At 39.2% G+C, this 13,951-nt stretch carries 15 protein-coding genes; all 15 read left to right on the top strand.

The annotated features are described in order from the left end of the window. Window positions 1-101 precede the first annotated feature (101 nt). The 15 genes from mobA to IGM04_RS06180 all read left to right on the top strand — a co-directional run bounded on the left by mobA (window position 102) and on the right by IGM04_RS06180 (window position 13,947). Window positions 102-677 carry a molybdenum cofactor guanylyltransferase gene (gene mobA / locus IGM04_RS06110; RefSeq protein WP_163327346.1) on the top strand — a complete coding sequence of 192 codons (576 nt, stop codon included), beginning with the start codon at window positions 102-104 and terminating at the stop codon, window positions 675-677. Window positions 678-692: 15 nt separating this feature from the next. After that, window positions 693-1,517, top strand: a complete 825-nt coding sequence (locus tag IGM04_RS06115) for a formate/nitrite transporter family protein (RefSeq protein WP_002357725.1) — start codon at window positions 693-695, stop codon at window positions 1,515-1,517. Beyond that, entirely contained in the window at window positions 1,507-2,088 is a 582-nt protein-coding gene (locus IGM04_RS06120) for a hypothetical protein (RefSeq protein WP_002363879.1), read from the top strand. Before IGM04_RS06115 ends, IGM04_RS06120 begins: the two co-directional genes overlap by 11 nt. Next, on the top strand, window positions 2,076-2,564 hold the full coding sequence (locus IGM04_RS06125; protein WP_002357722.1) for an NADH-quinone oxidoreductase subunit NuoE family protein: 489 nt from the start codon (window positions 2,076-2,078) through the stop codon (window positions 2,562-2,564). Before IGM04_RS06120 ends, IGM04_RS06125 begins: the two co-directional genes overlap by 13 nt. An 11-nt stretch (window positions 2,565-2,575) precedes the next feature. Then, a complete protein-coding gene (locus tag IGM04_RS06130; protein WP_010822780.1) occupies window positions 2,576-3,874 on the top strand; it encodes a complex I 51 kDa subunit family protein in 1,299 nt (432 codons plus the stop codon). Window positions 3,875-3,876: 2 nt separating this feature from the next. Further along, window positions 3,877-6,597 (top strand): formate dehydrogenase subunit alpha, encoded by a 2,721-nt coding sequence (gene fdhF, locus IGM04_RS06135; RefSeq protein WP_086317851.1) that lies wholly within the window; start codon window positions 3,877-3,879, stop codon window positions 6,595-6,597. Between the two features lie 17 nt (window positions 6,598-6,614). Next, the gene (locus IGM04_RS06140) at window positions 6,615-7,817 is read left to right on the top strand and encodes a molybdopterin molybdotransferase MoeA (RefSeq protein WP_086317852.1); all 1,203 of its coding nucleotides are present in this window, start codon (window positions 6,615-6,617) and stop codon (window positions 7,815-7,817) included. Window positions 7,818-8,079: 262 nt separating this feature from the next. Continuing rightward, the gene (gene moaC / locus IGM04_RS06145; RefSeq protein ID WP_002360420.1) at window positions 8,080-8,589 is read left to right on the top strand and encodes a cyclic pyranopterin monophosphate synthase MoaC; all 510 of its coding nucleotides are present in this window, start codon (window positions 8,080-8,082) and stop codon (window positions 8,587-8,589) included. Then, the gene (gene moaA / locus IGM04_RS06150; RefSeq protein WP_086317853.1) at window positions 8,586-9,560 is read left to right on the top strand and encodes a GTP 3',8-cyclase MoaA; all 975 of its coding nucleotides are present in this window, start codon (window positions 8,586-8,588) and stop codon (window positions 9,558-9,560) included. Before moaC ends, moaA begins: the two co-directional genes overlap by 4 nt. A gap of 2 nt (window positions 9,561-9,562) precedes the next feature. Then, a complete protein-coding gene (locus tag IGM04_RS06155; RefSeq protein WP_002357714.1) occupies window positions 9,563-9,997 on the top strand; it encodes an MOSC domain-containing protein in 435 nt (144 codons plus the stop codon). Then, entirely contained in the window at window positions 9,990-10,472 is a 483-nt protein-coding gene (locus IGM04_RS06160) for a MogA/MoaB family molybdenum cofactor biosynthesis protein (RefSeq protein WP_086317854.1), read from the top strand. Before IGM04_RS06155 ends, IGM04_RS06160 begins: the two co-directional genes overlap by 8 nt. A 3-nt stretch (window positions 10,473-10,475) precedes the next feature. After that, window positions 10,476-11,447 carry a molybdopterin-binding protein gene (locus IGM04_RS06165; RefSeq protein ID WP_002371203.1) on the top strand — a complete coding sequence of 324 codons (972 nt, stop codon included), beginning with the start codon at window positions 10,476-10,478 and terminating at the stop codon, window positions 11,445-11,447. 18 nt (window positions 11,448-11,465) lie between these two features. Further along, complete coding sequence (gene modA, locus IGM04_RS06170; RefSeq protein WP_002357711.1) at window positions 11,466-12,266, top strand: molybdate ABC transporter substrate-binding protein; 801 nt, start codon at window positions 11,466-11,468, stop codon at window positions 12,264-12,266. Between the two features lie 8 nt (window positions 12,267-12,274). Then, a complete protein-coding gene (gene modB / locus IGM04_RS06175; RefSeq protein ID WP_002357709.1) occupies window positions 12,275-12,946 on the top strand; it encodes a molybdate ABC transporter permease subunit in 672 nt (223 codons plus the stop codon). Continuing rightward, complete coding sequence (locus tag IGM04_RS06180) at window positions 12,943-13,947, top strand: ATP-binding cassette domain-containing protein (protein WP_086317855.1); 1,005 nt, start codon at window positions 12,943-12,945, stop codon at window positions 13,945-13,947. Before modB ends, IGM04_RS06180 begins: the two co-directional genes overlap by 4 nt. The last annotated feature ends 4 nt before the right edge of the window (window positions 13,948-13,951 follow it).

A 13,951-nucleotide genomic window follows, 5' to 3' on the forward strand; every position in this document is an offset into this window, starting at 1 on the left:
TTTTTTTAAAAGGAATTGACTTGTACGAGGGATGTCTTATAATAGACTTAATACATGACTAAAAAATATTTTTTTGAACTAATAAAAATTATGGTAAAGGGGTGGCGAAAATTATTGCTGATTGTACAGCAGTGCTGTTATGCGGCGGGAAAAGTTCACGGATGGGATTTGATAAAGCATTATTGAAAATTCAAGGCCAATACGTGATCTTGCAAACAGCTGAAAAGTTAATGGAACTGTTCGAAGAGGTTATTTTAGTAACGAATGATAGCCAAAAATTTCCTAAGGCGTTTAGAAAATGCACAATCATTCAAGATATGTATCTTGGAAAGGGGCCATTAGGTGGGATTGTGACAGCAATGAACTATACTCAGAAAGCTGAAGTGTTTGTAATTGCCTGTGATATACCAACTTTTTCTTCTAAACTTGTGTATCAGTTAGCCTCTAAGCGTGGACAAAATCAAGTAACAATCTTTGACTTTGAAGGTCGTCAAGAACCATTATTTGGCTTTTATCGATGTTCTTGTTTACCAACATTTCAAAAACAGCTTGCGCAAAATAACTATCAGATTCGGCAAGAATTTGAGCATCTATCTGTAAAAACGGTGCAACTATCAAAAGAGAATCAACTTAAAAATGTCAATCGAAAAGAAGAATTGTCTCAGTGGTATCGATAAAAAGGAGGAATCGTAATGGATTTTTTCAGTAGTGAAGAAATAGTTGCAAGCTTAGGTGATAAGGCAGAAATGAAAGGGAAATTATCGTTTGTTCGACTCTGTATTTTAGGCATCATGGCTGGTTTTTGTATTGCACTGGGTTACTTGGCGTTTATTCGTATCACTGGAACTGCCCCCACAGAATGGGGAAGTTTTAACAACTTTCTGGGTGGAGCTTTATTTCCAGTTGGATTGATAGCGCTTACTTTTGTTGGTGGTGAGTTAGCAACAGGCAATATGATGGTAATGACATTAGGCGTATTACAGAAAAAGGTTCGAGTGGGCGCTCTTTGTTATAACTGGATAGTTGTTTTATTGACCAATTGTCTAGGCGGATTTCTTGTGGCGTATTTATTTGGCCATATTGTTGGGTTAACCGAAGGTGCGTTTCTGGATAAAACAGTCGCAGTTGCTCAGGCGAAAATTGCTGATCCACCGCTAGTTGCTTTTGTTTCAGGGATTGGCTGTAATATTTTTGTTTGTTTAGCGGTTTATCTCGGAGCGTTGGCAAAATCATATTTAGGTAAAATGTTTGGCTTATGGTTTCCTGTCATGGTTTTCGTTGTTTGTGGGTTTCAACACGTGGTCGCCAATGCATTTATTATTCCAGCGGCAATTTTTTCACAAAGTACCACAATCAGTTGGTGGGATTATTTGCAGAATACATTATGGGTATTTTTAGGCAATGCAGTAGGGGGCAGTCTTTTTATGGCCGTACCATTGATCTTTATGACAAAACCAGCAACTGTCAAACCAAGAGTTGAGAAAACGATTCAGACGGAGGAGCTCTATGGCAATTGAGGTACCAAACATGATTCAAATTGGATCTACTGGTCGGAATAGTGGCAAAACGACATTAGCCGAAGCTCTTATTAAACAGTACCAAGAAGTCTATCCAATTTATGGCTTGAAGATTATTACGATTAGTGGTCAACGAGGGGTGTGTCAACGAGGCACAAAAGGATGCGGAATTTGTACCAGTATTACAGCTGGTTATGAATTAGTAGAAGAGCAAGAGACGATTGGCAATAAAGATACCATGAAATTATTAGCTGCAGGCTGTCAAAAAGTTTTTCTATTGAAAGTTTTTCAAGAAAATTTGGCGGAAGCCATTCAGCAATTTCTGAAAGCTGTGCCGGCCCAAGCATTAATCATTTGTGAATCAAATTCATTACGTAATGTTGTGCAGCCAGGACTATTTCTTATGATGAATAACCAGAATCGCCAAAAAGAATCAGCAAAAAAAGTCATAGATAAAGCCGATTTTTGTTTACTATCTGCTGAAATACCAAAAGAATTGCGTATCTATTATCAAGGAGAACAACTTCAAGTTTCACTAAAAAGGGGGAATAAAAAGGAATGTGTGCATTAAGCTTAATTGAAAAAGAAGCGATTATTCTAGAAAACGATGCTGATCCACAACGAATTTTAAATATTTTAATTGAATTACAATTTGCTTCAGAGGAAGGGTATATAGATCAGGAGACAGCTCAATTAGTTGCAGAGCATCTACATTTAACGGAAGCGCGAGTCTATGAAATCGTCAGTTTTTATGCCATTTTAAAGACGGAACCGCAAGCGAAGTATGTCTTGAAGATTTGTAACAGCACACCGTGTCATTATACTGGTGGGGCGATGGTTGCCGAAGTTTTAGAAACTATTTTAGAAGTGCCAGAGAATCAGCCGACCCCAGATGGCTTATTTATGTATCACAGTATTCCTTGTATCGGGGCTTGTGATTTGGGTCCAGTGATTAAAATTAAGGACACCGTTTTTAGTCAACTAACAGAAGAGAAAATTTATCAATTAATTCAACATTTACAAAATGATTGCTATGAAGGATTGTAGGAGGTGAGTCAATGCTTAAGAGAAACCAACCAATGTTATTAGAGAGAATGGGGAAAATGCAATCTGCGACCGATGTTGCTGAATATTGTAAATACGATGGATTTGATGGTTTAAAAAGAGCAATTTCACTATCGGATGAAGAAATTTTAAACGAACTGGATATTGCGCACTTAAGAGGTCGCGGTGGAGCAGCCTATCCTTTAGGAAAAAAATGGCGCCATCTTTATCATGCAAAAGGAACCACAAAGTACATTGTTTGTAATGCTGATGAAGGCGAACCAGGGACCTTTAAGGATAAAGTACTTTTATCTGAAGATCCATTGAGTGTGATTGAAGGAATGATCATTGCTGGCTATTTATTTTCAGCAAAAGCAGGTTATATTTATATGCGAGGAGAATATCGCAGAATTCAAAAAACATTTCAAGAAGCACTCGATAATGCACGACAAGCTGGCTTTTTAGGGGAAAACATTTTAGGAATTGAAGGATTCAATTATGATATTACGATTATTTCTGGTGCTGGCGCCTATATTTGTGGGGAAAATTCAGCACTTTTAAATTCAATTGAAGGAAAAACGGGGCGGCCGCGTGTCAAACCACCACACTTAGCAGATGTTGGTTTATATTTGCAACCAACATTAGTGAATAATGTTGAATCATTTGCAAGTGTTCCTATAATTTTACGAGAAGGTGGACAAGCCTTTTTAGAGATGGGTACTGCCGATGGTGGCGGCACAAAGCTAATTTGTTTGTCTGGACATATTAAAAATCGGGGCTTATACGAGGTCAACCTTGGAACACCATTAGAAGAAATAATTTATGGCGAGCAATACGGCGGAGGCTCTGCAACTGGTCGACCATTAAAATTTATTCACTTCGGTGGACAATCCGGTCCAATTGGTGCTGTCGCAACGTTAAGGGATTGTTTGTATTCTTACGAAGATTTATGGGCGCATGATTTATCTGTCGGCTCTGGCGCAATTGTAGTAATGGATGATTCAGTCAATGTTGTGGACTATTTAGTACACGTGGCGGCCTTTTTTGCTCATGAGTCCTGTGGTAAATGCACCCCTTGTCGATTGGGAACAACTAGGATTTTGGAATTATTGAGTAAATTTAATCGGAACGAGGCAACAGCTAGTGATTTGCCGCGATTGGAAAAGATGCTCACGCATGTCACGCGATTATCAGCTTGTGGTTTGGGCCAATCAGTCGCAAATCCAATGAAGAGTGCATTGGCTTTGTTTCCAGAAGAATTTGAAACGACTGCTGAAACAGAAATCTATGCCACCAGCAAAGGAGGTTGGTAAAAATGAAAACTAAGTTGCATACGCAAACAGTTACGTTGTCTATTGATAACCAAGAAGTAACTGTGCCTAAAGGGACTACTATTCTCGAAGCAGCGAAAGGGCTAGGTGTTGAAATTCCAACGCTCTGTCATTTAAAGGAATTAGCACCTGATGGTTCTTGTCGGATGTGCGTGGTTGAGGTGGAAGGCGGCCGACGTGGTGGCTTAACAACTGCTTGTACGGCACATTGTCAAGAGGACATGGTTGTGTCAACACATTCTGAAAAAGTTGCTGATTCCAGACGTTTTATTCTTGATTTATTATTGAGTAATCATAAATTAGAATGTTTTTCTTGTGGAAAAAACGGGGATTGTCAATTACAACAGTATGCGCTAGATTATCGGATTGATGCCACTAGCTTTACCGAGGGAAAAAGAATGCCTTGCCATCAAGAAGATACCAGTAATCCATTTTTCTCTTATGATCCAGAAAAGTGTATCATGTGTCGTCGTTGTGCCCGTGTCTGTCAATTGCGGCAGGGAAGAGATGTACTTAGTATTGCTAATCGTGGCTTTGAAACAAAAATGATGCCGAGTTATGGGCAGGCGTTTGATCAATCTATCTGTGAATCATGTGGCAATTGTGTCTCTTCCTGTCCTACAGGAGCGTTAACAGCAAAAGATACGAAAGAGTACCGCAAATGGGAAACCCAGAAAATCCCTACAACTTGTCCGCATTGTGGGACAGGCTGTCAGATGAATTTACTCGTTAAAAATAATCGTTTGGTGGGTGTTGAACCCCTGGATGGACCAGCTAATAAAAATTTACTTTGTGTGAAAGGAAAATTTGCTTCATATAAATTTGTTGGGTCAGGAGATCGCTTAACGGAGCCATTAATTAAACGGAATGGGATTTTTGAACCTGCTTCTTGGGAAGAAGCCTTAACGCTTGTTTCGTCAAAATTTAACGAAATTAAAGCAGAAAACGGCGCGGATGCTCTTGCTGGTTTTTCGTGCTCTAGAGCGACAAATGAAGATAATTATGTCTTTCAAAAAATGGTGCGTGCTGCTTTTGGGACCAATAATGTTGATAACTGTGCCCGTGTTTGTCATTCGGCTTCGGTCCATGGTTTAGCCCAAACCTTAGGATCTGGTGCGATGACCAATCCTATTGCTGATATCACTGAAGATGTCGACATGATTTTATTAGTAGGTTCCAATCCAGAGGAAGCTCATCCAGTTATTGGTGCGCAAATTCGCCAAGCCATCCAAAGAGGAACGCAAGTTGTTGTTGTTGATCCGCGGAAAATTAACTTAGTGAAGGATAGTGCACTGCATTTACAAGTTCAGGCGGGAACGAATGTCGCATTTGCTAATGGCATGATGCATGTGATTTTGAAAGAAGGTTTAGCAGATCGCCATTTTATTGAAGAACGGACAGAAGGATTTTCAGATTTAGAAAAAATGGTGGCTGATTATACGCCGGAAAAAGTCGCAGAAATTTGTCATATTCATCCAGAAGATTTAATTCAAGCAGCACGCATGTATGCAAAAGCAGAGAAAGCACCAATCATTTATTGTTTAGGCGTAACGGAACATTCGACAGGAACTGAGGGTGTTATGAGTATGTCTAATTTGGCAATGTTGGTTGGTAAAGTTGGAAAACCAGGCTGTGGTGTCAATCCTTTGCGAGGTCAAAATAATGTTCAAGGTGCTTGCGATATGGGCTGTATGCCTTATGATTTCCCAGGCTATCAAAAAGTCAATAATCCAGAAGTAATCGACAAATTTGAAAAAGCTTGGCATGTGCCGTTAAATCGAAACACAGGTTTAACTTCTACTAAAGTCTTGCCAGCAGCAACGGCAGGAAATGTCAAAGGCCTTTATATTTTTGGAGAAGATCCAATTGTTACGGATCCAGACACAGGACATGTTCGTCAAGCTTTAGAAAGTTTAGACTTTTTAGTTGTTCAAGAATTATTTATGACAGAAACGGCTGCTTATGCAGATGTCGTTTTACCAGGTATCAGTTATGCAGAAAAAGACGGGACATTTACAAATACAGAACGGCGCGTGCAAAGAGTCCGTAAAGCTGTTGAACCAAGAGGACAAGCGCGAGAAGACTATGAAATTTTTTGTGAAGTCATGACACGAATGGGCTATCCTTGTGCGTATGAATCTGCAAAAGAAATTATGGAAGAAATTTCAGCTGTGACGCCTTCGTTTGGTGGAATTAATTATGAACGATTAGAGAAGGAGAGCTTACAATGGCCTTGTCGGAGCTTGACAGATCCAGGTACGCCGATTATGCATGTGGGCAGTTTTGCTCGTGGGAAAGGTTTATTTAAAGCAATTCCGTATAAGCAAGCACAAGAATTACCAGATGAAGAGTACCCGTATTTAATGTCGACAGGCCGAATGCTTTACCATTACAATACCCGAGCAATGACAGGACGAACGGAAGGGATTAACCAAATAGCGAATCACTCTTATATTGAGATAAATGCAGTCGATGCACAAGCTCTGGGAATCCAAGAAGGTGACAAAGTTGAAGTTCATTCTCGCCGTGGCAAAATCGAAACCTATGCGGCTGTCGGAAATCGAGTATTTCCGCAAGAAGTCTTTATGACATTCCACTTTCCAGATGGGAATGTTAACGAAATCACCAATGCTGTATTTGATGATATCGCCACAATTCCTGAATATAAAGTTTGTGCCGTTGCGATTAAACCAGTGAATAAATAAAAAAGGATGGTTAAAACATGATCGAGTTGGAAGAAGCACGAGAGAAAATGACCCAACATATGAAGAGTCAATGTGAAACAGAAGAAGTGGCGCTGCTTGATTCCTTGGGACGGATTAGCGGAGAAACCATTTTTGCAGAAACAGCGATTCCTCATTTTCCTCGTGCCGGGATGGATGGGTATGCCGTTCGTGCAGTAGAAATACGAGGTGCGACTGCTGAAAGCCCAAGTTGTTTAAAAGTCGTCGGTTCTTTAGTGGCAGGGGATTCCATGTTTTATTGTAATCAGACGAATAACTGTGCGATTAAAATAACAACAGGTGCTTTTATTCCAACCGATTTTGATGCTGTAGTGCCACAAGAATGGACGGATTTTGGACAAGACCATGTTAAAATTTTTCGCTCTGTCACTGCGGGCCAAAACTATGCGGAAATTGGAGAAGATATTGCTTTTCAGCAAAAAATTTTAGCAAAACATCAACAGATTAATAGTCGCATGATTGGTTTGTTGGCAATGCAAGGGATTGATAAAGTTGTTGTTTTGAAGCGCATGAAGGTGGGGATTTTAGCGACGGGTAGTGAGTTAGTTTCTTTGGAAGAACCACTGTCAGTTGGGAAAATTTATAATAGTAATCTCTACATGTTAGCAGCTTTTGTCAAAGCGAGTGGCAATGAAGTAATCCACCTAGACCATTGTTCAGATGACCCTGAAGAATTAGCGAAGAGGCTGATTGAGATTTCACCAAAACTTGATTTATTAATTACTTGTGGTGGTGTTTCGGTAGGTGAAAAGGACAATTTACCTTTAGCGATTAAACGTATCGGAGGAACAGAGTTGTTTCATTTTGTAAATATGAAACCTGGAACCCCAGTTATGGGAAGTAAATTTCAAGAAACACTCATTTTAAGTGTTTCAGGCAATCCGTTTGCGGCAATGGTTAATTTACATCTTTTTTACTGGACATTATTAGCTACTTTTTTTAATTGTGTCGAGTTAAATCTCAAGGAACGAACAGTAATTTTAGCGCATGAATTAACCCCTAGTAGACTACGTCGATTTTACCGAGCGAAAGAAATAGATGGCAAAGTAAATTTAGTGACAAAAAGTCATCTTTCATCCAATTTATCAAATACTTTAGAAACAAATTGCCTGCTAGAACAACCAGCTGGTGTACTACTCAAAAAAGGCGCGCTTGTAAAAGTCTATTATTGGCAAACTTGATGACAACCTGACCTAAGATTAGTATGAAAGTAAGCCATCAGTCGAGTCGACTGGTGGCTTATTACTTATCAAGTTTTAAGACTTAGACAAAAGTCTGGTCAGGCTAAGCGAAGCACGTAATTTTTGTCGCTTAACATTTTTAACTTCGATTTCTCGCTAAAAAAAATTATGGATGCCAGATTGTTTTTTTGATGCAAGAGTGATACACTTGAAAAAGAAGTGTTGTGTAAACGTTAACAAATGTCAAATGTGAGGTGGAGAAATGGTTCAAAGTAAGGAATTTACGCACTTGAATACACAAGGAGAAGTGCATATGGTTGATATTTCGGAAAAAAATGACACTCAAAGAACAGCCCTCGCTTATGGAGAAATTCACATGTTGGAAGCGACAGCAGAAGCGATCCAGACCCAAATGATTAAAAAAGGTGAAGTATTACAGGTAGCAAGAGTCGCTGGGATTACCGCGGCAAAACGAACGTTTGAATGGATTCCTTTGTGTCATTTGGTTGCTTTGACAAAGTGTGAAATTCAGTTTAATTGGCGCAATCAAACTTGTTTAGAAGTACGTTGCTTTACAAAAACAGTGGGTTCAACTGGCGTTGAAATGGAAGCGCTAACAGGTGTGCAGGCAGCACTCTTAACAATTTATGACATGTGTAAAGCAATTGATCGCGGAATGACAATGACAAACATTGGTTTATTAGAGAAAAATGGTGGACGCAGTGGTCATTTCATTCGTTCTTCAATTAAATCAAAGGAAAGTGATGAGTGAACAGCATGAAAGATGCATTTAACCGTGAAATTGATTATGTTCGTTTGTCTTTAACAGATCGTTGTGACTTACGTTGCACGTATTGCATGCCAGCAACAGGTCTTTGCTTTTTAAAAAAAGAGCAGCTTCTAACAGATGATGAGATTATTTTTTTACTGAGGATATTAGCGAAAGAAGGCATCAAAAAAGTTAAATTAACAGGTGGTGAACCGCTTGTTAGACCAAATTTACTCTCTTTAATTAAAAGGATAAAGCAAATCTCAGGCATCGAAAAAGTAACCTTAACGACTAATGGCATGAAGTTAGCTCGTGAGGCTCAAGGGTTAAAAGAGGTGGGCTTGGACGGCATTAATATTAGCTTAGACACTTTGGATCCAGAAGAATTTCGAGAAATAACAAGAGTTGGTCAGTTAAGGAATGTTCTGGCGGGCTTAGAACAAGCGATTGATGTGGGATTACCTAATATCAAAATTAATACTGTAGCTAGGAAAGAGCTAAGTGAAGCAACAATTGTAGAACTGGCTGAAATCGCTAAGAAAGAGACTGTGCATCTTCGTTTCATTGAAATGATGCCAATTGGATTAGGGAAGGAGCATCCAGGTAAGCAACAAGAAGAAGTAGAAGCCATTTTAACCAAATATTATGGAACGTTGCAACCATACCAAAAACCATTGGGCAATGGCCCTGCTAGTTATTACGCCTTAAAAGATTTTAAAGGGAAAATAGGTTTTATTAGTGCATTAGGGCATTGTTTTTGCGAGACGTGCAATCGAATCCGAATTACTGCAGACGGCCATTTAAAAACGTGCCTGCATTCTGCAGACGGCTACTCGTTAAAGGAAGCTTTAGCTAAGGAACAAACAGCAGAATTGTTAGGGATTATCAAGAGTGGCATTGCCTGTAAGCCTGAAAAACATCTTTTTTTGGAACAACAAGGAGAACAACGATTTATGTCACAAATAGGAGGGTAAGTATGAAAACAGGAGAAATTATTGCAATAAATATTAGCCCGCGAAGAGGCACACAGAAAAAGGAAATTCCTGAAGTCAACTTAATTAAAGGTTTCGGATTAGAAAATGATGCGCACGGCGGTAATTGGCATCGACAAGTCAGTTTGTTATCTTTTGAAGAAATAACGGCTTTCAATGAAAAAGGAGCTCGGGTTGGCAATGGTGCTTTCGGGGAAAATATTATCGTCTCAGGGATTGATTTACGTCAATTACCTGTTGGAACGAAAATGAAAATAGGCGATTCCGAATTGGTGGTTACTCAAATTGGGAAAGAGTGCCATAAACACTGTCAGATTTACGCGCGAGTGGGCGATTGCATCATGCCTAGAGAAGGAATCTTTGCAGTCGTTGTGACAGAAGGTCATATTAAAAAAGGAGACCAGTTAGACGTTGTTTAAAGTGGGCATTGTAACATTAAGTGATCGTTGCTTTCAAGGGCTTGCTGTCGACCAATCGGGTCCCTTGATTCGTGAACAGTTACCTGCGCTCTACCAGGTAACCAAACAAACCATTTTACCAGATGAAGAAAATCAATTAGTAGAGCTATTGCAAGAGTGGTCTAAGACCTGTGATTTGATTTTAACAACAGGCGGCACAGGATTGAGTGAACGGGATCGGACCCCAGAAGCAACCTTACGTGTAGCAGAACGAGTCATTCCTGGAATCAGTGAGGGCTTGCGTCAACTTAGCTTGGAAAAAACACCATTTGCTATGTTAAGTCGAGGCGTTTCTGTTCAAAGAGGACGCACGCTCATTGTTAATTTGCCTGGTAGCCCGAAAAGTGTAACAGAACATTTGCATTTTTTGTTGCCTGTTTTGCCCCACGCTTTGGATTTAATCACAAATAAAAAAATCATACATGATGAGGAATAAACCATGAAAACAATTCGAACAGAAGAGGCAGTTGGCCTTCCGTTGAGTCATGATATTACGCGAATTGACTATGGAAAGACCAAGGAAGTGTGTTTTAAAAAAGGACATATAGTTGTTCAAGAAGATATTCCAATTCTTTTATCATTAGGGAAAAAACATCTGTTTGTTTCCTTGGATCCAGCAGAAATACATGAAGAAGAGGCAGCGACATTTTTGTATAACCTGTTAACAGATGACTCATGTCAGCCGAGTGAAGTCCATGAAGGAAAAATTGTTGCTAAAGCTAGCACGAGAGGTCTTTTAAAAGTCAATCGAGAAAAATTAATTGCTTTAAATGAAATTGAAGGTCTCGCCTTGTCAACTAAAGTTACCAATATAGAAGTTCAGAAAGATGAAAAAGTTGCAGCCTTCCGAGTGATTCCACTAACAATTTCTAAAAGCCAATTAGAAAAGGCACGCCAGCTCAGCACGTCTGAGCCACTAATCTCTGTGAAACCTTTCAAAAAAATACGGGTCGGGATTGTAACTACTGGCAGTGAAGTTTACACAGGATTGGTTGAGGATGCTTTTTACCCTGTGTTAAAAGCCAAGTTCTCCGCGTATCCTTTAGTTACGATTGTCAAGCAAGAAATTGTCGATGATCAGCCGCAAAAAATTACTGTTGCGATCAAAAAGATGTTAGCACAAGGGCTTGATCTGATTGTTTGTACAGGTGGTATGAGTGTAGATCCTGATGATTTGACACCGTTAGCAATTAAGCAGACAGGTGCTGAAATCGTAACCCATGGGACACCAGTCTTACCAGGCTCAATGTTTTTGCTAGCTTATAAAGGAGAGCAAACGATCATTGGCTTACCAGGTGGTGTTTTATTTTCAGAAAAAACTGTTTTTGATTTGTTGTTACCAAGATTAATGGCCAAAGAAGTGATTAAAAAATCTGAAATTATTGACTTGAGTTATGGTGGGTATTTATAAAAGAAAAGAGGCGTTCAAATGTCTAAACAAAAAAAGACTGTGTTCTTGCTTAGTTTATTCAGTTTAGTTGCCCTAATTGCTGCATGTACAAATCAGCCGCAAAAAGAAACAGTTTCAACAAAAAAAGAAGAAATAACCCTTGCGGCAGCAGCTAGCTTAGAATCAGTCATGGAGAAGAAAATTATTCCAGCCTTTGAAAAAGAGCATCCAGATATTCAGGTAACTGGAACCTATGATAGTTCTGGAAAATTACAGATGCAAATTGAAAAAGGCCTAAAAGCCGATGTATTTTTCTCGGCTTCGACAAAACAAATGAATGCATTGGTTGCAGAAAAACTAATTAATAAGAAAAGTGTCGTTCCTTTATTGGAAAACCAGCTTGTTCTTATTGTGCCTAACCAAGATCAAGCAAAGTGGCATGATTTTTCTGATTTAAAAAAAGCCCAAATGATAGCAATTGGTGATCCTGCGAGTGTTCCAGCTGGTCAATATGCCGAAGAAGGCTTAAAAGCTTTAGGCGCTTGGTCTTATGTAGAAAAACACGCAAGCTTTGGCACGAATGTAACAGAAGTCCTTGAATGGGTGGCTAATGCAAGTGCAGAAGCTGGCTTGGTTTATGCGACAGATGCAGCAACCAATTCAAAAGTAGCGATTGTTGCGGCCATGCCTGAAGCTGCTTTGAAAAAGCCAATTATCTATCCAGTTGGTAAAGTTGCCGCCTCTAAGAAACAAAAATCAGCGGATGCTTTTTTAAATTTTTTACAGAGTCAACAATGCAGAAAATATTTTGAAAATATTGGCTTTAAGTTAACAAAGTAGGTGGGAAAATGGATGTTCGACCAATTCTTTTATCTTTTCAGACAGCAATAATCGCCATTTTATTTACTTTTGTTTTAGGAACAGGCGTTGCGTATATTGTTTTTCGTTTGAAAAATCGTAAATTAAAAATTCTTTTGAATAGTTTATTTACGTTGCCATTAGTTTTACCGCCGACTGTTTTTGGTTTTTTTCTCTTAACTATTTTTGGTGTTCAGCAACCAGTGGGCCAGTTTTTACTTGATTTTTTTGCCATTCAAGTTGTTTTTTCATGGCCAGCTACGGTTATTGCTGCCGTTGCTGTTTCATTTCCTTTAATGTATCGTTCAGCCTTAACGGCGTTTGAACAAATGGATAGTGAATTGTTGGCGGTGGCCCAGACACTCGGGTTTTCGGAAAGTCGATATTTTAGAAAAATTGCGTTACCTTTGTCGATGAACGGTCTCTTGGCCGGTGGCGTGTTAGCCTTTGCCCGTGGGTTAGGCGAATTTGGAGCGACGACAATGTTAGCAGGGAATATTGCTGGCAAAACAAGAACGCTTCCTTTAGCTATCTACTCTGCTGTAGCAAGTGGGGATTGGCGCTTAGCCAATCAATATGTTGTGATTATGTTATTACTTTGCCTGATTATTTTATTTTTTACGGAATTTTTTAGTCAGCGCGCTTGGAGAAGATCGGAATGAGATTAATTGTTGATATTCAAAAAGAATTGAAAAGTCATACTTTGCAAATTCAGTTTGAAACAAAGACGCAAACAACAGGAATTTTAGGTGCTTCTGGTTGTGGCAAGAGTATGTTATTAAAATGTATTGCGGGTGTTGAGACTGCGGATAAAGGTCAGATTGTTTTAAATGATCAAGTCTTATTCGATGCTGAACAAAAGATCAATTTGTCGCCGCAACAACGAAAATTTGGTCTTTTGTTTCAACAGTATGCGTTGTTTCCTCATTTGTCGGTAGTAGAAAATCTGACGTGCGTGACAAAAGATTTACAATTGGTCACTCAATTGCTTGCATCTTTTCACTTAACTAAAGTCCAACAACAATATCCTAGTCAACTTTCTGGAGGACAAAGACAGCGAGTGGCTTTTGCGCGAATGCTAGCGGCTCAGCCGGCTTACCTGTTATTAGATGAGCCATTTTCCGCATTAGATGCACCCTTAAAGGAAGAGCTGCAAATTGAACTTCAACAGCGATTAAGTAATTTAAATCAACATGCCTTAATTGTGAGTCATAGTTTAGATGAACTGTATAAGTTATGTCAGAGTTTAGTGATAATCACAAAAAACCAAACACTTTTTGGTGCAACAAATCAATTATTTAACCAACCTCAAACGATTGAAGCAGCTAAACTCACTGGTTGTAAAAATATTTGGCCTGTCAAACGCATAGATGCGCACAGAGTCCAAGTGATTGGCTGGCAACAAACACTAACGGTTACACAAGAAGTTCCTATTTCTTGTCATTCTATTGGAATTCGGGCCCATGATTTCACAACAGAACCGCAGGCAACCAATCAAATCGAAGTGCATCACTTACAAACATTGTCAGCACCTTTTGAACAAAGTGCTTGGTTTCAACACCAACAAACCAAAATTTGGTGGAAAGGCAGCAATAGACTCAATCCGAAAGTTATTACTCAGTTATCCATTCCACCTACAGCAATTATGCCATTATGTCTATAAAATA

The organism is Enterococcus sp. DIV2385, assembly GCF_051711925.1.
Taxonomy (GTDB): Bacteria; Bacillota; Bacilli; order Lactobacillales; family Enterococcaceae; genus Enterococcus; species Enterococcus faecalis.